Source organism: Laceyella putida, assembly GCF_042665195.1.
Taxonomy (GTDB): domain Bacteria; phylum Bacillota; class Bacilli; order Thermoactinomycetales; family Thermoactinomycetaceae; genus Laceyella; species Laceyella putida.
Genome location: NZ_JBHTBW010000040.1, coordinates 14161 through 35800 on the forward strand (window position 1 = coordinate 14161; position 21640 = coordinate 35800).

Annotated in this window: 19 protein-coding genes, 1 pseudogene and 1 riboswitch; of the genes and pseudogenes, 11 read left to right on the forward strand and 9 right to left on the reverse strand. The window is 52.3% G+C overall.

What is annotated here, in order from left to right:
- Positions 1-353 precede the first annotated feature (353 nt).
- The 4 genes and pseudogenes from ACFQNG_RS12245 (at position 354) to ACFQNG_RS12260 (ending at position 4165) form a co-directional block, all read left to right on the forward strand.
- Positions 354-1634 carry an FAD-binding oxidoreductase gene (locus ACFQNG_RS12245; protein ID WP_379865363.1) on the forward strand — a complete coding sequence of 427 codons (1281 nt, stop codon included), beginning with the start codon at positions 354-356 and terminating at the stop codon, positions 1632-1634.
- A 50-nt stretch (positions 1635-1684) separates the two neighbouring features.
- A pseudogene (locus tag ACFQNG_RS12250) lies at positions 1685-2224 on the forward strand (amidohydrolase family protein); the annotation flags it as partial.
- 443 nt (positions 2225-2667) lie between these two features.
- Positions 2668-3300: a nitroreductase family protein gene (locus ACFQNG_RS12255; protein ID WP_379865364.1), complete on the forward strand. Its 633-nt coding sequence runs from the start codon at positions 2668-2670 to the stop codon at positions 3298-3300.
- A gap of 277 nt (positions 3301-3577) precedes the next feature.
- Entirely contained in the window at positions 3578-4165 is a 588-nt protein-coding gene (locus ACFQNG_RS12260) for an N-acetylmuramoyl-L-alanine amidase family protein (RefSeq protein WP_379865365.1), read from the forward strand.
- 69 nt (positions 4166-4234) lie between these two features.
- Here ACFQNG_RS12260 and ACFQNG_RS12265 read toward each other — a convergent pair whose 3' ends face one another.
- The 5 genes from ACFQNG_RS12265 to ACFQNG_RS12285 all read right to left on the reverse strand — a co-directional run bounded on the left by ACFQNG_RS12265 (position 4235) and on the right by ACFQNG_RS12285 (position 8964).
- Complete coding sequence (locus ACFQNG_RS12265) at positions 4235-4675, reverse strand: peptidylprolyl isomerase (protein ID WP_379865366.1); 441 nt, start codon at positions 4673-4675, stop codon at positions 4235-4237.
- A gap of 37 nt (positions 4676-4712) precedes the next feature.
- On the reverse strand, positions 4713-6041 hold the full coding sequence (locus ACFQNG_RS12270; RefSeq protein WP_379865367.1) for a UDP-glucose dehydrogenase family protein: 1329 nt from the start codon (positions 6039-6041) through the stop codon (positions 4713-4715).
- The gene (galU, locus tag ACFQNG_RS12275; RefSeq protein WP_379865368.1) at positions 6038-6949 is read right to left on the reverse strand and encodes a UTP--glucose-1-phosphate uridylyltransferase GalU; all 912 of its coding nucleotides are present in this window, start codon (positions 6947-6949) and stop codon (positions 6038-6040) included. Before galU ends, ACFQNG_RS12270 begins: the two co-directional genes overlap by 4 nt.
- Before the next feature lie 17 nt (positions 6950-6966).
- The gene (locus ACFQNG_RS12280; protein WP_379865370.1) at positions 6967-8112 is read right to left on the reverse strand and encodes a glycosyltransferase family 4 protein; all 1146 of its coding nucleotides are present in this window, start codon (positions 8110-8112) and stop codon (positions 6967-6969) included.
- A gap of 582 nt (positions 8113-8694) precedes the next feature.
- Positions 8695-8964, reverse strand: coding sequence for a hypothetical protein (locus ACFQNG_RS12285; RefSeq protein ID WP_379865372.1), 270 nt, complete (start codon positions 8962-8964; stop codon positions 8695-8697).
- A gap of 303 nt (positions 8965-9267) precedes the next feature.
- On the opposite strand from ACFQNG_RS12285, the gene ACFQNG_RS12290 reads away from it, so the two are divergent.
- The 6 genes from ACFQNG_RS12290 (at position 9268) to ACFQNG_RS12315 (ending at position 17099) form a co-directional block, all read left to right on the forward strand.
- Positions 9268-9576, forward strand: coding sequence for a YerC/YecD family TrpR-related protein (locus ACFQNG_RS12290; protein ID WP_379865373.1), 309 nt, complete (start codon positions 9268-9270; stop codon positions 9574-9576).
- Positions 9577-9680: 104 nt separating this feature from the next.
- A complete protein-coding gene (pcrB, locus tag ACFQNG_RS12295) occupies positions 9681-10418 on the forward strand; it encodes a heptaprenylglyceryl phosphate synthase (protein ID WP_379865375.1) in 738 nt (245 codons plus the stop codon).
- Positions 10381-12579: a DNA helicase PcrA gene (gene pcrA, locus ACFQNG_RS12300; RefSeq protein ID WP_379865376.1), complete on the forward strand. Its 2199-nt coding sequence runs from the start codon at positions 10381-10383 to the stop codon at positions 12577-12579. Before pcrB ends, pcrA begins: the two co-directional genes overlap by 38 nt.
- A 21-nt stretch (positions 12580-12600) precedes the next feature.
- Positions 12601-14616, forward strand: a complete 2016-nt coding sequence (gene ligA / locus ACFQNG_RS12305; protein ID WP_379865378.1) for an NAD-dependent DNA ligase LigA — start codon at positions 12601-12603, stop codon at positions 14614-14616.
- A 64-nt stretch (positions 14617-14680) separates the two neighbouring features.
- A complete protein-coding gene (locus ACFQNG_RS12310) occupies positions 14681-15358 on the forward strand; it encodes a hypothetical protein (protein WP_379865379.1) in 678 nt (225 codons plus the stop codon).
- A gap of 49 nt (positions 15359-15407) precedes the next feature.
- A complete protein-coding gene (locus tag ACFQNG_RS12315; RefSeq protein ID WP_379865380.1) occupies positions 15408-17099 on the forward strand; it encodes a transglutaminase domain-containing protein in 1692 nt (563 codons plus the stop codon).
- A gap of 126 nt (positions 17100-17225) precedes the next feature.
- On the opposite strand, the gene ACFQNG_RS12320 is transcribed toward ACFQNG_RS12315, so the two are convergent.
- Genes ACFQNG_RS12320 through ACFQNG_RS12335 form a run of 4 tightly spaced genes read right to left on the reverse strand, consistent with a single transcriptional unit; the run spans position 17226 to position 20025 of the window.
- Positions 17226-17960, reverse strand: coding sequence for an ABC transporter ATP-binding protein (locus ACFQNG_RS12320; protein WP_379865382.1), 735 nt, complete (start codon positions 17958-17960; stop codon positions 17226-17228).
- Positions 17957-18730, reverse strand: a complete 774-nt coding sequence (locus tag ACFQNG_RS12325; RefSeq protein WP_379865384.1) for an ABC transporter permease — start codon at positions 18728-18730, stop codon at positions 17957-17959. The genes ACFQNG_RS12320 and ACFQNG_RS12325 overlap by 4 nt, the downstream gene beginning before the upstream one ends.
- Positions 18714-19013 (reverse strand): thiamine-binding protein, encoded by a 300-nt coding sequence (locus ACFQNG_RS12330; protein ID WP_379865385.1) that lies wholly within the window; start codon positions 19011-19013, stop codon positions 18714-18716. The genes ACFQNG_RS12325 and ACFQNG_RS12330 overlap by 17 nt, the downstream gene beginning before the upstream one ends.
- Before the next feature lies 1 nt (position 19014).
- A complete protein-coding gene (locus ACFQNG_RS12335; RefSeq protein WP_379865387.1) occupies positions 19015-20025 on the reverse strand; it encodes an ABC transporter substrate-binding protein in 1011 nt (336 codons plus the stop codon).
- A gap of 70 nt (positions 20026-20095) precedes the next feature.
- Positions 20096-20206, reverse strand: a riboswitch (TPP riboswitch).
- Between the two features lie 427 nt (positions 20207-20633).
- Here ACFQNG_RS12335 and ACFQNG_RS12340 point away from each other — a divergent pair.
- Positions 20634-21560: an RluA family pseudouridine synthase gene (locus ACFQNG_RS12340; RefSeq protein ID WP_379865388.1), complete on the forward strand. Its 927-nt coding sequence runs from the start codon at positions 20634-20636 to the stop codon at positions 21558-21560.
- Positions 21561-21640: the final 80 nt, after the last annotated feature.

Genomic DNA, 21640 nt, shown 5'->3' on the forward strand with positions numbered 1-21640 from the left:
GGCTTTATTAAGTTTAAAGACAGTTTAACGGGTGTTATTGATCTTTTCTACTACGTTATCAGAGCTAGGGGGAACAAAGCGATAAGAGAAATGGACGCGAACTTAGGCTGAACATAAGGAGTTCACACCCACAACAATTAAATTGACTCATGTCTGCATTTACTATCAGTATCTACGATTATAAAGGAGGAATTTATGAGACATAGTAAGAGAAAAGTCAATGGAGGAAGCCGTGAAAGATTCAAACTCAAGTTAAACCGTCCCAAACTGACTGGTCGTATTATTTTTCCAAGGAACCCGGGTTACTACAATGCGCGTTTAGACTCCAATTTCTATTTTTCAAATTTCCCACCGTGATCGTCTATTGCCAAAACACCCGGGACGTTCAAAACGCTATTAGATGGGCGCGTTTTCACAAGGTACCCATCCGAGTGCGAAGCGGTGGGCATCATCATATAGCTTACTCGACTGGTACCGGGGTCATTGTAATAGATGTCAGTGAAATGAAGCAGGTGCACGTCAATAAGTCCCAAGGGATCGCCACAGTCCAGGCTGGAGTCACCGGCCATGAACTTTACACCAAACTTTTCCAGAGAGGTCTTACCCACGTTGGAGGAACCTGTTCTGATGTGGGCATCTCTGGGCTTGTGTTGACTGGTGGCATGGGTCCGCTCTTGCGAAGGATCGGTCTCACTTGCGACAGTTTGGTTCGTCTGGAAATGGTGGATGCCAATGGGCGCATCATCCATGCCACCAAGCACAATGAGCATAAAGACCTCTTCTGGGCCTCCCAGGGCGGTGGTGGAGGCAACTTCGGTATTGTCACTTCGATTACGCTAAAGGTGTACCCAGCCAAACCGGTGACCTGGTTTAAAATCGATTGGGATTGGAACCAACCGGTTGAAAAGGTGATTCATGCATGGCAGAACTTCTTTTTGAAAGCTGACAGACGATGGTTTTCACACCTCGATTTATGGCCAAAAGTCTTCCCGTCGAAAAAACTCAAGAAATCACCGCTGAGTGCCTTTGGCGTGTTTTACGGCGCGCCAAAAGAAGCTCGCCGAAAGCTGGCGCCTCTATTGAATACGGGTCGACCGAACAAGCAAACGATCAAGTTAGTACCATGGGTCGAAGCGATTCAATTGTTTGAGGAGTCTACGGCAGTATTTACGGGTCCAAAACCGGAATACAAGACATCGGGTGCGTTTGCAATGAGGCCGTTGCCGCCAAAGGCAATTAAAATCATACGAAAGACTTTGCAGAACACAACTTCTCCATTATTGAATGTTTTAATCTATTCTCTTGGCGGTGCCTTGCAAGATAAATCGCCGACTGACACGGCGTTCTTCTATCGCAAGGCCAAGTTGTTTTTTCTGTATAACGTCGAATGGTTGAAAAATGAAAGCGCAAACAAACGAATCCGCGAATTGGAAGTGCTCCGTCGACGCCTGCTTCCGTATACGAGAGGCGATTACGTTGGAAATCCCGACACAAACATCAAAGATTATTTAACTTCTTATTACGGCGGCAACGTACGAAGGCTTCGTTGCGTTAAGCGAAAGCATGATCCGGATTATGTGTTCCGCTTTCCGCAGAGCATTCCCCCGGCGTCTAAAATGACGAAGTGTCCCTGATCCTTTTGTTTGTCTAAGGACTGTAGGGTGTTAAACGCCTATGCCCTGCGGCCAACCTTTATCTCGCTTCTGGAATCGCCCCCATACCGCAGATGATCAAACGAGGAATCAACATTGGAATCGGATCCGACGCCGCGGCAGACACCAATAATAACGACGCTTTCATTGAAATGCGGTTGGCTGCCACGCTCCAAAAAGGCCGCCACGAGATTCCAACCATTCAACCCAGTGCCAAAAAAGCTTTTGAAATGGCCACCCTTGGTGGTGCCCGTGCCCTTGGTTTGGAGAATGAGATCGGCAGTATTGAAGTTGGAAAGAAGGCAGATTTGGTTATCCTTGATTTGAGAACCCCGCACGCATGGCCGAATGAGCGGGAAGTCAACTCCAGGCAAAACATTTACAAACGTATCGTGTACTCAGCTAAATCCACGGATGTTGTCTTGACGATGGTAAACGGTCGTGTGGTGAAGAAGGATCGTAAATTGCTCACCATGGATATAAACGAGGTTCTCAGAAAATCGAACGCAGCTATCATCAGATTATTGAGACGCTCCGGCCTCGCTGCAAGGGTAAAAGTAAAGGCTCGCTGACTCAACGGAATTTCTCACAAATTGATGGTGAGCACAGATAGGAAAGCAAGCGGATCCAATTGAATCCACAGGAGCCAAATGTTAGACTGCCGTCTCCTATAAAAAGAACATTGTCTAATTTTGGACGTTTCACCATCATATTTCTTATTCGAATCAAGGGCATCCAATAAAGTAGATGCCCCTTTTTGCATTCCCGCATTTTTCCGGATCTTTATATGGCAAAGGCAGTCTCTTCCCAAAAGGAGCTTTTTGGATCGAATGGCGTCTAAGTTGGATAAACTGAAAAGGGACTTGGACGGTTGGAAAAGGAGATAGAGTGTTTAAAGGCTAACCCGTTTTCTTTTTACCCAAATCATAAATGCTTATGAATGTATACTAGATTACTAAAATGAAGTATAATGATGGTAAATTATTTTTCTTAAGCAACAGAAGGGAGACGAATCATGACAGCACCAACAGCGATTTCTGCCATCGATGTCATGCAAACGCGTGGTAGTGTGCGTAAATACCAACCCGGCGTGGAAATGCCGCAAGCCGACCTGGAGGAAATCCTCACCCTCGCGGCCAAAGCGCCATCCTCTTGGAACCTGCAACATTGGCGGTATCTTGTGATCTCTTCCCCGGAACAAAAGCAAAAATTGTTGCCGATTGCCTACAACCAAGAACAAGTGGTTGACGCTTGCGTCACAGTCGCGATATTGGGGGACCTGGAAGCGAATAAAACGGCCCATCAGATCTATGGCGAAGCGTTGAACGCCGGACAAATCACCAAGGAGATCCATGACAACATGGTATCCCAAGTGGATGGCGCCTATGCGAACAACCCCCAACTGGCACGCGATGAAGCGATTATGAACGCTTCGTTGTCGGCGATGCAATTGATGCTTGCGGCCAAAGCGAAAGGTTACGACACCTGCCCCATGGGAGGCTTCAGCCGTGAAGCGCTGATCAAGGAATTCAACATTCCCGAACGGTACATTCCGGTCATGTTGATCTCCATCGGCAAAGCGGCAACTCCGGCCCGCCCGACCACCCGCTTGCCGCTTGACCAATTGGTGATCAAAGAAAGCTTCTGACTTTGTTCGGCAAAAGGCGATTTTCCCTGATGGAGAATCGCCTTCTTATTTTGTTAACGCATTGTTCTCATTTTCCATGCAGGAATAAATGGCTGGGCCCGCAAAATAAGTTACTATTTTTTTGATTAGCCTTAACCCTTGCCCACGTTGCGTTTTATTTTGGAAAAAGAAAAAGTTTGGGCTTGGAATAGGTGTTTTGGTATAGTGTAAGACGGGAACTGAGTAATGAATAGGACAGCGAGGAGTGGAGAATGGTGAGTCGTGAGGTGACGAAGTGGTGCTAGTTTGCTTAGATCCTGGACACGGTGGCGAAGATTACGGTGCGGTGGGTCCTATGTTGACAGAAAAAGAGGTGTGTTTGGATATTGCGCGCCGTATTCATCGAGAGCTGCTTCACTATGACGGCATTCGGGTGACGATGACGCGTTCCCTGGACATCCGTTTGAGCGCGGAAGAAAGGATTCGGTGGGCGAATCAGTGTGACGCGGACTTATTTTTAAGTATTCATACCCATGCTTCGCTTGATCCGAACGTATCCGGATTTGCTTCTTATGTCAGTGTGATCGCAGGTCATGAAGCGCGCCGAATCCAATGTTGGCTCCATAATCAAATCGCCTTTTTCATGCGCAAGTATGGGGTGGCTGATTTGGGTAAGAAAAACGACACAGAGTGGATCGATGGACAGCTCTTGGAGCTTAGACAAGTGAAAATGCCAGCGATCGCGGTCAAATCTTTGTCTATTACGCACGCTGAAGACAACCACCTGTTGTCCGATTACCAATTTCGCGAAGAATATGCCCAATGCATCGCCGCAGGTATTGCCCGCATTTATCAATGCAGACGGAAAGAAGAGGCGAGTGTGTAGTGAACCCTCACATAACGAGTTGAAAAAGACTGCTAACCTTGATCAGGGTAGCAGTCTTTTTATTGCCGCTTATTCTTCTTCCCAAACTTCCACCGTTTTCATCTTCTCGCCTTGTTTCATGCTGGTTACATGCTCCAAGCCGGAAGTCACTTGACCAAACACGGTATGCACCCCATCTAGATGCGGTTGGGATTCGTGGACGATGAAGAATTGGCAAGAACCCGTGTTGGGACCGCGATGCGCCATGGATAGCGCTCCTGGCACGTGGCGGTGCGGGTTGTTTTGCGTTTCACAAGGAATGGTGTATCCAGCGTCGCCCGTGCCCAATCCATGAGGGCACCCGCCTTGGCTGACAAAGCCAGGGATGACGCGGTGGAAAGTCAGTCCATTGTAAAAGCCTTCGTTCGCCAATTTTTGGAAGTTTTTGACGGTGTTGGGTGCGGCTTCGGGGTAAAAATCAATGAGGATTTCGCCCCCGTTTTCCAATTCGATACGGCCTTTGATTGCCATGTGAGAACTCTCCTCTCTTCACATTACGTCTCTCATTCTACCGTACCTGATGCGCTGTTTCAAATACCTTCACATGGGGGCGGCCAATGGAGTGATACTCCAGCGGATGCGACTGGGACAAAAACTTGATTTCCTGTGTGGAAAAAAGATTGCGTCCATCAAACAGCAGTGGCTCGCGCAAGAGCGCGCACACCCGTTGCCAGTTCAGTGTGCGGAATTCCGGCCAATCTGTCAGGATCACCAGGGCATTAGCCCCTTCCATGCAGGCGTAGGGGTCTGAAACCAGCTTTACATGAGCATAAGGAAACGCTCGCACCAATGGGTCATAGGCAAGGATATTCGCTCCTTTGGCCATGCAGATCTCGCAGAACCGAAGCGCCGGCGCTTCACGGATGTCATCGGTGTGGGGCTTGAAGGACAGGCCGAGCAAGGCGATGCGTTTACGATCCAGGGTGCCCAACCGTTGTTCCAACTTCTCCGTGAAGTGGGTCATTTGCCGCCGGTTGATTTGCTGGGTCGCTTCCAAAAGCGGCAACGTATGCCCGTGCGCTTTGGCCAATTGGATCAGCGCTTGGATATCCTTGGGAAAACAAGAACCGCCATAGCCGACCCCCGCTTGCAAGAAATGGGGGCTGATGCGCGGATCTGTTCCGATTCCCTTGGCTATGTCGGAGATATCCGCCCCAAAGGCTTCACAGAGTTGGCTAAACATGTTGATATAGGAGATTTTCATCGCCAAAAAAGAGTTGGCCGCGTATTTGATCAGCTCCGCACTGGTGCGACGGCAAAATTGGATGGGGGCCTCACTGAAATGATAAAGTTTGTTGATCATGGGGATGACCGATTCATTTTCATAGCCGATCACAATGCGGTCTGGATGGAGGAAGTCGTGTACCGCTTGCCCTTGGCGCAAAAACTCAGGATTGTGGATCACATCGAGAAAACGGGTGTGGTTGTTTTGGATCAGCCTTTCGGCAAACGCATCTGTTGTTCCCGCGGGAACCGTACTTTTGAGGATGATCAATTGCCCGTCTTGCCCGTAAGTGGCGATCTGTTCACAGATATCCCACACGTAGTCGAGATTGGCCGACCCATCCGGCAGGGAAGGCGTACCCACCGCCACAAACAGGATGGTGGACTCTTTGATCGCTTGCGCAATATCCGTCATATACTCAATGGTTCCTTGCGCCCGCGCCTGTGCCAAGAGTTCATCAAGCCCTTCTTCATAAATGGGCGCCTGGCCGCGATGCAATCGCTCGATCTTGGAACGGTCGATATCGGCCCCAATCACTTGATGCCCGTTATTGGCCAAGCAAGCGGCAGTCACCAATCCGACATAACCCAACCCGATGACTCCGATTTTCATTTTCCGGCCTCCCTTGCAAGCTGAGCTGCTTTATCCAGGTGCTGTTCCATTAAACGCGCAACCTCTGAACCGATTTGCGGATGGCGCAAGGCAAACATCAGGTTGGCTGTGATCAGGCCGAGCGGTGTGCCCACATCATAGCGTGTTCCCGGAAAGTGATAGGCCATGAGGGGTTCCTCGGCGCAGGCCAATTTCAAGGCATCGGTCAGCTGCAGTTCCCCGCCCAAGCCTAGTGGGGTTCGTTCGAGATGAGCGAAGATCGAAGCGGGCAAAATGTATCTTCCCATGATCGCCAGGCGGGAAGGTGCTTGCGAGGGAGAGGGCTTCTCAACCAAGTCGCAGATCGGGGAAGCTTCTCCCGGAACCAGCTCCGCGGTTAGTGTCTTGACGATGCCGTACCGTGGCACATGTTCCCAGGGCACTTCTTGCACGCCGATGATGGATGCTCCCGTCCGTTCATATTGATCGATTAACAGTTTGGTGCATGGAGGGGATTCGGCCGGCATTTCGACAATGTCATCTCCCAGCAATAGAGCGAAGGGCTCGTGGCCGATGAACGAACGCGCTTGATACACGGCGTCCCCCAGGCCGCGCGGTTCTTTTTGGCGAATATAGTGGATATTGACGTTGGCGATATGGCGAATCTGTTCAAGCACAGGGACATTGCCGCGAGCCTCGAGGATCGCTTCCAGTTCTACCGATTTGTCAAAATGGTCTTCTATCGCCTGCTTGCCGCGTCCGGTGATGATCAGGATATCTTCAATGCCTGAAGCGATGGCTTCTTCCACGATAAACTGAATCACCGGCTTGTCGATGATCGGCATCATCTCTTTGGGCAACGCTTTCGTTGCGGGCAAAAAACGCGTGCCCAACCCGGCGGCCGGGATAATCGCTTTCCTTACTTTCATGCGAGGCAGCTCCTTTATCAGGCAGAATGGGGGTGTTCCGTTGTTCGTCGAAGCGACCATTGGTACGTGTCCACCATCTGTTGAAGAATGGCATCCCATGACTGGGTTAAGGCGTAAGCGCGAGCATGCTTGCCCATTTCTTCGATCCGGTGTGGCTGATCGAGGAAGGACGAGATGGCTTTGATCATGTCGTCCGCTGAACGTGGCGGGCATAACCATCCTGTGCGTCCGTGCTGAATGATCTCTTGCACTCCGCCGGAACGGGTGCCGATGGCGGGGGTTCCCGAAGCCAGCGCTTCCAAAACCACATTGCCAAACGTTTCCGTCGTCGACGGGAAGACGAAGAGATCGGCGCTCGCATACATCCGGGTCAACTCTTCCCCTTGCTTATATCCCGTTAAGGTGGTGTGGGGCAATCCCCTCTCCTGCATCTGCGCGGCCATGGGCCCATCACCGACAATGAGCCAATGGATGTGCTCGCGAACGCCGTCCGGCAGGCGGGTGATCACCTCAATCAAGATATCGAGATCTTTCTCCGGAGCGATCCGGCCCACATAAAGGCAGATGTAGCGTTCTTTAATCTGATATTTTTCGCGGATGTGTTCGCTTTTTTTCTCCGGCGTGAACAGGAACGTATCCACGCCGCGCGGCCACACGTCCACACTTTTGAATCCGTGGTTCATCAGCTCCCGCTTGGTTTCGTGGGAAGGGACGAGTACGGTTGAGCAGGGTTGGTGGAACCACTCCAAATATCTCCAAATCCATGGGGAAACAAAGTCGAGGTGATAATACTTCAGATAGCGGTCAAAATGCGTATGGTGCGTGGCGACCAAGGGGATGTTGTATTTTTTGCTTACGTACCGTCCAGTCAGTCCCATGTTGAAAGGTGTGGCGACATGGATCAAATCGGGCTTGTTTGTCTCGATGATTTCTCTGATGGAGAAGGGGTTGGGGATCGCGATCCGACATTCGGGATACAGAAAAAAAGGAAAGCTCACAAACGAATGCAGATGCTCAGCAAAAAAATCTTCGTCGCTGGCATCAGGTGCGAAGACCTGGATGGCGATCCCCTGTGTGGAGAGGTATTGGACGAGGCGGTGCAACGTCAGCGAGACACCATTGATTTGGGGGAAATACGTATCGGTAAACAACGCAATTTTCATCACTCTTTTTCCTCCTTCAACCGCCATTGGAAGGAAAAATTCCTCTGATGATAGATTAAGCGTCCATTGTAAAAGGCGGATTGAGGAGGTATAAAAGGTTGGTATGATTTTCGTGATGTTGGAGAAGAAGGGAAAAACACGCTTCCTTGCGCCATATGGCAATTGTTTGCCGCGCAGGTCTAATCCGCTTGCTTGAGACTCCACACGGCTGAAGCCGTGGGATTCTTGGGTAGTTAGCGCACTCAATCCATTTCTGCTTCATGCAACTCCCAAGTTCAGGGCTGTCTCATCAGCCCGTCCCATGCAGTTCTACAACTCATGTTGCATGTACCCACATGGGCGGAACGCCTATTACCAGCGTTCCAGTTCCGTTTTACTCACTCTCATGATTTTACCCGGTGGGAGAGATTGGTTCGCCACTGGAACCCCATATCATGACGTACATAGGAACAAAACCCACTACCAGTGGGTTGAGCACCGCTCATGTGTTGGATTATACTGAAAATTGTTGCTCTTAACAATCCCATAAAGGGATTACCGGGCAACGCCGACTTTCATCCCATCCTTGAAAGAGTTGGGATTTCAGTCGGCAACTTCTGTAAACCGGCGGACATATTGGGCGCCCGCTTCTTTCACGACGCGTTCCACTTCGTCCCACTGCTTGTTGCCGGCCGGCATGCGCAGGATTTTCTTCATGTCGGGTTCCAACAGCTGCACCCGTCCCCCTTGATTGGTATGGACATACCGCGCCACACTGGCGAGAATCTCCCGTTCGCCTTCCGTAATGGCATAACGAATCACATAAAACGGATGATGGTGTTCTTCCAGCCCATGCGTTTCTACTTGATACACGATCAAATCACCTCGGTTTTTCGGGTTGTGGAAAGTCTTTCCTTAGTGTACCAATGTACATTCCGCTGTGCATCCCCACGCATGGCAAGTTTGAAAACACCGAAACGCGTGCCAAAAGTGGGCCGTTTTTGTATACTGTAAATGTACGCCGTTCGGAAAACGCTTACTTTTTCATGAAAAGCATGGCGACGCTTTCCCATTCTTTGATTTTGGTTCGTGAGGAAACAATACAAAGATCTTTTCACACTGTAAAGAATGTGTTACTTTAAAGAGCGAAAGCCCTCGCCATGAGGAGGAAAGAGAATGCAACTCAACAAGTTGAATAAAAAAGAAGTCGAACAATTGTTTAACGCAGTGCTCACATTGGAAAATATGGAAGACTGCTATCGGTTCTTCGAAGATCTCTGTACCGTGAATGAGATCAAATCCCTTGCACAGCGCTTGGAAGTGGCACGCATGTTGGAGGAAGGATACACCTACAATCAGATTGAGACGGAGACGGGGGCAAGCACGGCGACCATTTCCCGTGTCAAACGGTGCCTTCATTACGGTACGGATGGGTATAAACTGGCTTTGGATCGCCTGTATAAAGAAGAGACCGACAAGGCTTGATAAGTTTCACCAAATCGACCCCGCTTATTCCCATAAGCGGGGTTTTCTTTTGCCGCAATAACCAGTGTATAATATTGTTTGTAGGTTTGGGGGCGAGATGAACGATGACCATACTGAGAGAACAAGCCGCCAAGTGGCGACATGTATTTAAATTGGACCCGAACCGGACGATTTCCAATCTGGCCCTCAAGCTGGTGTGCAACGCGGGGACGGATGCGATTATCGTCGGCGGGACAGACGGGATCACCTTTAAGAACACATGGGATCTGCTTAATCGTGTCCGTGAATACCCGGTGCCTTGTGTGCAAGAGGTTTCTGACATCAATGCGGTGGTGCCAGGGTTTGACGGATATTTGATCCCCACCGTTATCAATACAAAAGATTCACGCTGGATTCATGGTGCGCACTTGGACGCTCTCCGCAAATATGGGGATGTGGTCCCGTGGGACAAGGTGCTTTTATTGGGTTACGTGGTGTTGAACCCGGAGGCGAAAGTGGCCCGTTTGACCAAAGCGGAGACGGATTGCGGCGAGGAGCAAATGGTTGCTTATGCGCGTTTGGTCGAACATTTGTTTCAATGGCCGGTTTTGTACATGGAATACAGCGGCCGCTTTGGCGATATGGACATGGTTAAAGCGGCGAGAAGTGTGTGCGGACAGAGCCGTATTTTCTATGGCGGGGGGATTGCCACCAAGGAGCAAACCATGGAGGTGGCCAAGGTTGCCGATACCGTCGTCGTCGGCAACTTGATTTATACCCATGCGGAACGGGCGGCTCGGACCGTCAAATGGGTGAAAGAGACGGATGGAAAGGGTGAACGCAGTGTTAAAAACGGGCGATGAACTCCTGCAGGGGTTAAATCCGATGCAAAAACAAGCCGTGGAAACGACCGATGGGCCGGTTCAGATCATCGCGGGGGCTGGAAGCGGGAAGACGCGTGTGCTCACTCATCGGGTGGCGTATCTCTTGGCGGAAAAAGGGATACATCCATGGAATATCTTGGCGATCACATTCACAAACAAAGCGGCGCGGGAGATGAAAGAACGGATCGTCCAGCTTGTGGGGCCGATGGCGGAAGAGATTTGGATTTCCACCTTCCACTCCATGTGTGTCCGCATGTTGCGCCGGGATATTGACCGGCTCGGTTATTCGCGCAATTTCACCATCTTGGACACATCGGACCAGTTGACGGTGATCAAGCAGGTGTTGAAAGAGCAAAATCTCGATCCGAAGAAGTTTGAGCCCCGCACCTTATTGGGCAAGATCAGCCACGCCAAAAACATGTTGCTCGGCCCAAGCGAAATGAAGGCGCGGGCGCACTCCTTCATGGATGAGGTGGCGGCCGAGGTGTATGAGAAATACCAAGAGAAGTTGCGCACCAATGAGTCGCTTGACTTTGACGATTTGTTGATGGTAACGGTGCGGCTTCTCGAGACCCATCCCGAGGTGAAAGAGTATTACCAACGCAAATTCCAATACATCCATGTCGATGAATACCAGGACACCAACCATGTGCAATATGTCCTCACCAAAATGTTGGCGGAAAAACACCAAAACATTTGTGTCGTGGGGGACAGCGATCAGTCCATCTATCGTTTCCGCGGTGCGGACATCACCAATATCTTGAATTTTGAACGCGATTATCCGAAGGCGACCATGATCAAACTGGAACAAAACTACCGCTCCACCAAAAAGATTTTGGCGGCCGCCAACCATGTCATCGCCCATAACACCGAGCGCAAACCGAAGAATCTGTGGACGGACAATGATGAGGGGGAAGCGATCCGCCAGTTTGAAGCGGGGACGGAGCATGAGGAAGCGTACTATGTGGCGGAACATATATTAAATGGCCGCAAACAAGGGCAATCTTATAAAGATTTCGCCGTCCTCTACCGCACCAATGCCCAGTCGCGGGTGATGGAGGAAGTGCTCATGAAGTCCAACATCCCCTACACCATTGTCGGCGGAATCAAATTCTATGAACGCAAAGAGATTAAAGATGTGCTCGCTTATTTGCGTCTCATCGTGAACCCTCATGACGATTTGAGCTTGACCCGGATCATTAATGTGCCGAAACGCGGCATCGGGGCGGCGACGCTGGATAAGATCGCCAACTACGCCCGTGAACAGGGATTGTCCATGTTTGGCGCCTTGTTGGAGATGGAGGAGATCGGACTGACGCAGCGAACGCTCGGGCCGCTCCGGGAATTTGTGGACTTGGTGCGCCACTTGCATGCCATGATTGAGTATTTGTCAGCGGTGGAAGTGACCGAGGAGATATTGAAGCGCAGTGGTTACCGTGAGGAACTGAAACGGGAAAACAGCCTGGAAGCGGCGAGCCGTTTGGAGAATATCGACGAGTTTCTCTCCGTCGCGCAAGAGTTTGAGAAGCGGAACGAAGACAAGTCCTTGGTTGCCTTCTTGACAGACTTGGCCCTCATTTCCGATGTGGATGCGCTTGATCAAGAGGAAGAAGCGGACAAAGGGGACGCGGTCGTGCTGATGACCCTCCATAGCGCCAAAGGATTGGAGTTTCCCACCGTCTTCTTGGTGGGGATGGAAGAAGGGATTTTTCCGCACATGCGCTCACTGGACGATGAGATGGAAATGGAGGAAGAGCGCCGCCTCGCCTATGTGGGGATTACGCGGGCGGAGAAGGTGTTGCACTTGACACGCGCCCGTACGCGAACCATCTATGGGCAAACCAGCTCCAATCTGCCTTCCCGTTTCTTGAAGGAGATTCCGGCGGAGTTGGTGGAAGAAGTGGGAAACAAACAAGCCATCGCTGGCGGAACGATCACCCCGCGCAAAGTGGTGCGTCCAACCCCGAACGTGGTGGGGGATTGGCAAGTGGGTGACAAAGCCGATCACGGCAAATGGGGACTGGGCACGGTTGTGAAAACGCAAGGGTCCGGCGAGGATTTGGAATTGCACATCGCTTTCCCGGCACCCATCGGCGTGAAAAAGCTTTTGGCCAAGTATGCCCCGATCAAGAAGGCGTGAGTTTTAGGAGAGTGAAGCGGATTGAATCTGGAACAAGCCCAAGCGCGAGCGCATGCGTTGCGCGAAACGTTAAACGAGCATAACTACCGGTATCATGTATTGGATCAACCGACGATTTCGGATGCGGAATACGATCAGTTGCTGCGGGAGCTGATTGCGTTGGAACAGCAATTTCCCGAGCTGGTCACTCCCGATTCGCCGACCCAGCGTGTGGGGGGCAAAGTCCTGCCCCACTTTGACAAGGTGGAGCATCTGTCACCGATGCTGAGTTTGGGTAATGCCTTTAATGAAGAGGATTTGCGGGAATTCGACGAACGGGTGCAAAAGGCGGCGGGAGGCAAGCCTGTCAAGTATGTGTGCGAGTTGAAGATTGACGGGTTGGCGGTTTCCCTGCGCTATGAGGATGGCCGGTTTGCGCTGGGGGCCACCCGCGGGGACGGCACGGTGGGGGAGGATATAACGCAAAACCTGAAAACGATTCGTTCCTTGCCGCTGAAGTTGCGCGAGCCGGTTAGCTTGGAAGTGCGTGGCGAAGCCTACATGCCGCGATCCGCGTTTGAACGGTTGAATAAAGAGCGGGAAGCGCGCGGAGAGGCCCTGTTTGCCAACCCGCGCAATGCGGCGGCGGGTTCCTTGCGGCAACTGGACCCCAAATTGGCCGCGGAGCGCACATTGGACATCTTCTTATATGGGATCGGCCAGAGTGAGGGACTTTCCTTCGCCACCCATACCGAGTCGCTGAACTTCTTGACCGAGTTGGGATTCAAAGTGAACCCGGAACGACGTACGGTGAATGACATCGATGAAGTGCTTCAATACATTCAAGACTGGCACGAACGCCGGCCTGAGTTGGCCTATGACATCGACGGCATCGTCATCAAGGTGGATGATTTGGCGTTGCGTGAAGAGATGGGCTTCACCGCCAAAAGCCCGCGGTGGGCGATCGCCTACAAGTTTCCCGCCGAAGAGGCGGTAACCGTCTTGGAGGAGATCGAGTTGAATGTGGGGCGCACCGGTGTCGTCACTCCCACCGCGCTCTTGCGACCGGTCTCGTTGGCGGGAACGGTTGTGAAGCGGGCTTCGCTCCATAACGAAGACATGATTCGCGAAAAAGGACTGATGTTGGGCGATCACGTGATCGTGAAGAAGGCGGGGGACATCATCCCGGAAGTGGTTGCGGTCCTGACAGACAAGCGAACAGGGGATGAGCGCCCCTTCGCGATGCCGACCCATTGTCCGGAATGCGGCAGCCCGCTCGTCCGCCTTGAGGGGGAGGTGGCCCTCCGTTGCATCAACCCGGCTTGCCCGGCCCAGACGCGGGAAGGGATCATTCACTTTGTGTCGCGTGGGGCGATGAACATCGAAGGCTTGGGCGAAAAAGTGGTGACCCAGCTGTTTGATCAGGGTTTGGTCCGCAGCGTGGCGGACTTGTACTACTTGCGCAAAGAGGATTTGTTGCGGCTGGAGCGCATGGGCGAAAAGTCCGCGACCAATCTCTTGAAGGCCATCGAGGCGAGCAAGGCCAATTCGCTGGAGCGTTTGTTGTTTGGCTTGGGCATTCGGTTTGTGGGAGCCAAGGGCGCGAAGATTCTGGCGCAACATTATGGATCGATGGAGGCCCTGCTCGAGGCGACGGAGGACGAGCTGATCCACTTGGAGGAGATCGGCCCGAAGATGGCGGCAAGCGTCGTCACTTATATGGAAAAGCCGGAAGTGCGTGAGACGATCCGCCGTTTAGCTGAGGCGGGGGTCAATATGCAATATAAAGGCCCTGCTCCTGTGCAAACGGCAGGTGGGGCGACGGAGAGCCCGTTTGCGGGCAAGACGGTTGTCATCACGGGCACACTGGAACGTATGTCGCGCAATGAAGCGGCGGCGCTGCTGGAATCGCTGGGTGCCAATGTCACAGGCAGCGTAAGCAAAAAGACGGATTTGCTCATTGCGGGTGAAAAAGCGGGTTCAAAACTGGATAAGGCCAACAAACTGGGAATCGCGGTCTGGGACGAAGAGACATTCTTAGCCCATTTGCCGGAATAGAGTGATGGGGCAAGGCATGGGGAGGGATTCTCCATGCCTTGTTTCATTTTATGGAGGAGAAGCCATGCAGAGGCGATTGCGTAAAGAGTGGATTTACATCAGTGCGGGGCTTGTCTTGCTGCTGCTGGGACTGGCGGGCTTGTCTTGGGTGCTTGATTTCAGCCCGGAAGTCGATGCGGCGATCATCTCCAGCCTGTTTTCGGCGGTGCTGTTTTGCGGTACGATTGTAGTGAATACGTACCTTACTTCGGAAGCGTTGAAATTGGGTCCCAAAACCCAGTTGCTCATGCAGGAACGGATCGAATTGTACAAGGAATTGAGCACCATCATGCATGATTTGAATCAAGCGCTGGTGGCCTATTTCTTTCTTAAGAAGCATGAATTTCGCTCACAGATCATCGACTCCCACTTTCGCTTGCGAGCCTTCCGGCGAAAATCGATGTGGATTTTGCCTGAAGAGATCCTGGCGACGCTGTCCAAAATCCAAAGCCTCTTTTCCGTCTCGCAAACGGGGGGCATTTTGTTCAATCCGAAATGCCTGGAAACAAGGGAAGTGGCGATTCAATTTTCCAATCTCTATCATGCGCTGGTCAACCAGATGCGGCATGAATTGGACATCCAGACCATCAGTGATGTGATCAACCATAAAATCTACAGGCTGAATGAACCGGTGGAAGGCATTGACCCGGTTAGCCGCTTCAACGGGGGAAAAGATGAAAGCAGGAAAAGGGACGGTGCGTAGATAAATTTTAATGATTAGAAGAACTTGGAAAGGCCGGAGAGAGATGAATATGAGATGGATAATGACCTGCTGTGCATTTCTGACTGTATGCATCATTGGCATGACCGCGTATGAAGAGGGGTTCTTATCTCCGGATGAATGGGTGCAGTCCTTTCCGAAGAAGCCGACGCTCCAAGAGCTCATGGAAGACGCCAATCGAAGGCACACTTCAGAGAAAATCGTCATGGAGCCATACGCAACCAAGGTGAAGGCCACGTTAAACCAGCCGGCGCATAACCAGATGCATGTGGACACGATGTTGCCCGTGTCAGGGAAAGTGGCGGAATACCAACGTTTATCGTTGCCATACGTTTGGATTCACATCGAGTATTTGGGCAAGGATGGGAACCCCAACCTGCCCGATGAGCAGGATGTGTACGCCCGGATCAAGATGGGGCAGTTTAATGAGAAGATTCGCCTTTTTCAAGGAAAAGGGGAATACCGGGTAACGTTGAGATTGCCTGATGAGAAAAAAGAAGACACGTACTATCTGATGGCCACGTTTGTCGCCACGAATCTGAATGCCGACATCGAACGGGACATTTCGTACAGTGTGGCGGCTGAAAAAGCGCAGCTCAAACTGGATAACCCGGTCATGGGCTACAGCCAACAACGGGACGCGTTGACGCTGAAAGGGCAGATCAACAAAAAAGTGCGCAACGTCCTTGTGCAACTGAAACGGGGCGACAAGGAATCCCGCCGGGTCGTCTCCGTGGAAAAAGGGGCGTTTGAAGAGAAGATCCCCTTGATCTATGGGCAAGGGGTTCACCAACTGAAGATCTTGGTTCCGGATGGCAAACGGGGCGGATTCTACTTGGATGGGGCGACCCTGTATGTGAACCATCCACTGGCGGAAGAGAGGGAACCGATTCAGTTCACTTCCCTTTATGCGGAGCGGGGACTTCACTTGACCGCGCCTTTGGTCAGCGGGGACCAAGCCGACCTGACCTACCGCATCGCGGGCAAGATTGATGAATCGGCGCCTTATGCCAAACAAACCACCCATATGATCGTGCGAATCCAGAAAGGAAAGGACAAGGCCACCTATTTCCTGCCGGTGGGCGGATATCAATTCGACAGCAAGATCTGGTTGCGTTTTGGAGCCGGGGAATACAAAGTGACCCTATATGCGCCGGAGATCACCTCGCAAAACCGGGATTACTTCCGTTTCTTCACCGTGGCGACATTTAAGGTGACCAGCCATGCGCAGATGGATGGACGCAATCTCTTGCCCGGGCGGGGAATCCAATCCGATCATCCGCTGATCGTCGACTTGGCGAAAGAGATCACCGCGGGCAAACAGAGCGATCGCGCCCGAGCGCGCGCCATCTACACCTATGTGGCGAAAACGATGAATTATGATATGGAGAAGTTTAAGAAAAACCAATTCGCATGGGACGACAGCGCGATCAAATCATTGGCCACCAAAAAAGGGGTGTGCCAGGATTATGTGTTTTTGACTTTGGCTCTCCTGCGCGCCTCCGAGATTCCCAGCCGTTTTGTGGAAGGGGAAGCGGGAGGACAGCGTCATGCCTGGGTGGAAGCGAAGCTGGACGGTCGCTGGGTGACGATGGACCCCACCTGGGGCTCTGGTTTTATCACGCCGGATGGCGGATTTGAGAAAAAACTGGATATGAAATACTTTGATCCGACACCGGATGAGTTTAACAAGACGCATAAGCGGACGGGTGTGGCATATTGACAATGGAACCTGTGCCTGAGAGGAGGGCACAGGTTTTATTGTTGGATCAGACAAACAGGCGGATCGGCACCAAAAGAAAAAGACCCTGGTTCGCACCCAGAGTCCTTTTCCCATAAAACCTTCCGTTCATGTTGGCAACAACATCGCTTCCAGTTCCCGTTGCAACCGGATCCACTCTTTCGTGCCGCGCCGCTCATCGCGCTCTTGGCCCCGCGCAAAGGGAACGGCCACCTCTTGCGCCACCTTCATCGGCGAAGGGCTTAACACGAGGATGCGATCCGACAGCAAAATGGCTTCCTCAATACTGTGCGTGATGAAGAGAATCGTGCGCCGCTCTTGCTCAAGAAGCGAGAGGAGCCACTTTTGCATCCGGGTTCGCGTGAGGGCGTCCAGTGCGCCAAACGGTTCATCCAAGCAGAGGAGATCGTGGTCACTGGCCAGCGCGCGAATGAAAGCGACCCGCTGTTGCATGCCGCCGCTCAGTTCGTGGGGATAGCGCCGGGCCACCTCGGCTAATCCGGCTTCCTTCAACAGTTGATTCAGCCGGACGCGGTCTGTGCGCCTGGTCAATTCTTGGGCCAAACGCACGTTGTCAAAGATGGTGCGCCAAGGCATCAGGGAGGGTTGTTGCGGCATATACGCCAAATGTCCCCGCTCGCCGTTGATCAATCGGCCATTGAGATGGATTTCTCCCGCTTGCGGGCGATAAAGGCCGCCCAGCAGATAAAACAGGGTGCTTTTGCCGCTGCCCGAGGGACCGATCAAGGAGACGAATTCCCCGTCTTGCACAGAGAAATGAAGCCCTTGAATCACGGGACGCTGTTCATAGGTGAATGAAAGCCCTTTTACCTCCAACTTCAACGGGGAACCCCTCCTTTCATGCGCGGACGTTGCCAACGGATGACCCACCGTTCGACCAGGGTGATGATGGCGTATAGAAGCAAGCTGACACCCGCGATGAAGAACATCGCCAAGAAGACCCGGTCGGTGCGGAAAGACGCCGAAGCCAGTTGCATCATCACACCCAAGCCTTCCTTGGCCCCCAACCATTCCGCGATCACCGCTCCCATCACGCTGTACGTCGCCGCCAGTTTGAGTCCAGAGAAGAAGGATGGCAACGCGGACGGCCACTCCAGCTTGATGAATTGTTGCCAGCGTGTGGCGCCGGCCAATCGCATATAAGTGAGCAACGTCCGGTCCGTTTGCCGGAATCCGTCCATCGTGGCCACGGCGATGGGAAAGAAGCAGGCGATCGCCACCACCAGGATTTTGGGAGCGGCGCCAAAGCCAAGCCACATGACCAAAAGCGGCGCTAGGGCGATCATTGGGATATTTTGCGACAAGACCACAAGCGGTTGGAACAAGTCGCGCAAGAGGGACGACAGGTGAAAGAGCGAGGCCAAAAGAAGTCCGACCAAGAGCCCGCAACCGAGCCCGCTCAAGGCGATCTCCACTGTCGCGCCGAGATGGGAAAGCGTTCGGTCCACCGAGGCTGTCCAGGCCTCATAAATGGCGGACGGAGCTGGCAACAGCCACGCTTCCACCCGCTCCGTCCGCACCGCCAGCTCCCACCCGGCCACAAGGAACAGAAGCAAGCCGAGTGGGGCGAAGGCCTTACTCTTTTTCGTCATATTTGTGCGTCAACCCCCTGATCGATGTCCCGGCGGGGTTGTAGTAGATTTTCACCTGATGCAACACGCTTGGACAGCCCATCTCAATCATCGCGTCATTCATGCGCTGGATGATCGCGAACAACTCGGGCAGTTCCCCTTCCATCGTCGTTTCCAACGGCCCGACGCGGTAAGGCACCCCCGCTTGCCGGATGATTTCAATCGCTCGATCCACATAGGGTATGACACTCTCGCCGCCGGGCGTGTGAGGCAAAATCTGCACACTGACCAAAGCTCGGGCCATCTTATTTGCCTCCCCCGGGTAAAAACTCATTGGTAAACGCTTGTTCCGGCTTGAACTCACCTTCCAACAAACCGTGCCGTTTCATCCAGTCGGCGTAATTGGCCCACACTTCCTGTTTTTGGATGCCCCAGACCGGTGCGTCCCCTTGATAGCGCGGACTCAGCCAAGCTTGGCTTTTCTTCACCAATTGCGGATCGAGATCGGGTTCCGCTTGGCTTAAGATGTCAGCCGCTTCCCCTGGATGCTTGATGGCAAATTGGTACCCTTGGCTGACCGCCTTCATGAACGATTTCACCGTTTCGGGATCTTGCTTGATTTTCTTCTCATCGGTGATGAGCACAGGCGTATAGTAGTCCAATTCTTTCGCATAATCGGTGAGATAAATCATATTGAGCTTGAAGCCTTTCAACTCCGCTTCGATGCCTGTCCAGCCATAATAAATCCACATGAAGTCCACATTTCGTTTCACCGCGGTGAAGAAATCCGTATTTCCCGTATTGATGATATTCACTTTGTTCACATCGGCTTGCTCCCGTTGCATCAACGAGGAGATCATCTGCTTTTCAACGGGTGAGCCAAACCCGCCGTAGGTTTTCCCTTCAAAATCTTTGGGCGCTTTGATGTTTTTGGCGACCGGAGAAGCGAAGCCCGAGGTATTGTGCTGGATCACCGCGGCGATCGAGACGATCGGGACCTTTTGCGTGCGGGCTTGGGTCACCGCTTCTTGGTAGCTGACACCGAAATCGGCCTTGCCTGTCGCCACCATTTGCTCCGCGCCGGTTTCGCCGGGTTGGATGATATCCACATCCAGTCCCGCTTGCTTGAAGTACCCTTTCTCCTTGGCCACATAAAGACCGGTATGATTGGTGTTTGGGGTCCAATCGAGCACCAGCGTGATTTTTTTGGGCGCTCCTTGCCCGTCAGCCGTTCCTGTCGGCGCCGGTTTGCCACAGGCCACAGCGGACAGGCACAGGGCGGAAATGAGACCCATTTTCCACCATCGTTTCTGCATAAGCCACAACTCCTTTTCCACTAAAAAACGCCCCCCTGACCGGGAGGCGTTGGCTTAACCAGACAAAGTTGTCCATCTCATTCCAAAGTCCCTACGCCGGCATTACCCGGATCAGGTTAATGGGTCAGTGTATCGGTACACTTTCTCAGCCGGCCCTTCTCCAGCTCCCCCATGGGTTCGTTTGTTGTTTCGCGCTCATTATACGCAAACGTTCCTTTTTTGTCCATAGGGATCCAATCTTTGTCAAAAGGAGGGAGCGGCGTTTCGCTTCACGGGTTGGCGTGATATACTACATCCATTGGCGGTATTGGTAGGTGAAGAGACAACAGGCGGGGAAGCCTAAGAAAAGACGTTAATGGTGCGGAGGGAGTCCATGATTGGGTGTGGGGATACTAACCCGCATTCATGCACATTATCTTTCGGCCTACATAAGAGAAAGAAGTTACCCCACCCAGCGGGAAGAGCAAATGAGGAAACTCCGCAAAGTGTTGCGAAGTCCAGTTCTTCTAAGTTATCGCCAAGAAGAACTAGGAACAACATGGACGACTCACTGATTTATAAAATAAATTCCATGGCTACAACAACGAGACAAAGGATTGAACGGTTTTATGGAACAAGAGAACATGACGGCATTCACGCATACGGTCACCCCAGCGGAAGACGGGCTGATGCTCCATCAAGTCCTGCGCAAGCAATACCGCTTTTCCAGACGCCTGATGACGCGGATGAAGATGAACCGCCTCGTCACGGTAAACGGGGAATTCATCTACTTCACGGCCCGGGTCAAAACGGGGGACGAGATCCTGATCCGGATGCAAACGGAAGAGACGGACCATATCCCACCCCAACCGATTCACTTTGCCGTCGTCCATGAAGATGAAGATCTCATCGTCATCGACAAACCCCCCGGTCTCGTCGTCCATCCCACCCGGGGGTATCCCGATGGTACGTTGGCCAATGGCCTGATGCATTACTGGGCCGAGCGGGGCGAAAAACACCGGATGCGGCCCGTCACCCGTCTGGACCGCGACACTTCCGGCTTGTTGGTCGTCGGCAAGCACGCTTATGCCCACGCTTTCCTCGCGGAACAGATGGCGGAGAAGCGGTATGAACGGATCTATCTCGCGTGCGCCCATCATCCGTTTGTCGCAGATCGGGGTACGATCAATAAGGCGATTCACATCCATCCCGACCAGAAAGTATATCGTTCCGTCACTGATGCTGACGAAGGTTATCCGGCGATCACCCATTTTGAAGTGATGGAGCGCTTTGCCGATGCGACGCTGGTGCGGCTCTCGTTGGAAACGGGCCGGACGCATCAGATCCGCGTCCATCTCTCTTCCATCGGCCATCCCATCATCGGCGATGAGATGTACGGCACCAAGGAAGATCGGCACCTGATTTCCCGCCAAGCCTTGCACGCCACCTATTTGAAACTGTTTCACCCCCGGTGGAAAGAATGGATGGCGTGGGAGTCCCCCCTGCCGGAAGATATGCGGCAGTTGGTTGCCCGGTTGCGCGAGGAACACGAGTAAGCAAAAGCCTCTTTTTCCAATGGCAACATCTTGGGAGAAGAGGTTTTTTTAAATGAATTAAGTAGATTTTTATTTAAATT

What these genes read in the sequence shown, in the direction of transcription:
- ACFQNG_RS12255 (WP_379865364.1), top strand. Translation starts at nt 2,668, where the DNA reads ATGACAGCACCAACAGCGATTTCTGCCATCGATGTCATGCAAACGCGT.
- ACFQNG_RS12265 (WP_379865366.1), bottom strand. Translation starts at nt 4,675, where the DNA reads ATGGCAATCAAAGGCCGTATCGAATTGGAAAACGGGGGCGAAATCCTC.
- ACFQNG_RS12270 (WP_379865367.1), bottom strand. Translation starts at nt 6,041, where the DNA reads ATGAAAATCGGAGTCATCGGGTTGGGTTATGTCGGATTGGTGACTGCC.
- galU (WP_379865368.1), bottom strand. Translation starts at nt 6,949, where the DNA reads ATGAAAGTAAGGAAAGCGATTATCCCGGCCGCCGGGTTGGGCACGCGT.
- ACFQNG_RS12280 (WP_379865370.1), bottom strand. Translation starts at nt 8,112, where the DNA reads ATGAAAATTGCGTTGTTTACCGATACGTATTTCCCCCAAATCAATGGT.
- ACFQNG_RS12290 (WP_379865373.1), top strand. Translation starts at nt 9,268, where the DNA reads ATGCAACTCAACAAGTTGAATAAAAAAGAAGTCGAACAATTGTTTAAC.
- pcrB (WP_379865375.1), top strand. Translation starts at nt 9,681, where the DNA reads ATGACCATACTGAGAGAACAAGCCGCCAAGTGGCGACATGTATTTAAA.
- pcrA (WP_379865376.1), top strand. Translation starts at nt 10,381, where the DNA reads ATGGAAAGGGTGAACGCAGTGTTAAAAACGGGCGATGAACTCCTGCAG.
- ACFQNG_RS12310 (WP_379865379.1), top strand. Translation starts at nt 14,681, where the DNA reads ATGCAGAGGCGATTGCGTAAAGAGTGGATTTACATCAGTGCGGGGCTT.
- ACFQNG_RS12315 (WP_379865380.1), top strand. Translation starts at nt 15,408, where the DNA reads ATGAGATGGATAATGACCTGCTGTGCATTTCTGACTGTATGCATCATT.
- ACFQNG_RS12325 (WP_379865384.1), bottom strand. Translation starts at nt 18,730, where the DNA reads ATGACGAAAAAGAGTAAGGCCTTCGCCCCACTCGGCTTGCTTCTGTTC.
- ACFQNG_RS12330 (WP_379865385.1), bottom strand. Translation starts at nt 19,013, where the DNA reads ATGGCCCGAGCTTTGGTCAGTGTGCAGATTTTGCCTCACACGCCCGGC.
- ACFQNG_RS12335 (WP_379865387.1), bottom strand. Translation starts at nt 20,025, where the DNA reads ATGCAGAAACGATGGTGGAAAATGGGTCTCATTTCCGCCCTGTGCCTG.
- ACFQNG_RS12340 (WP_379865388.1), top strand. Translation starts at nt 20,634, where the DNA reads ATGGAACAAGAGAACATGACGGCATTCACGCATACGGTCACCCCAGCG.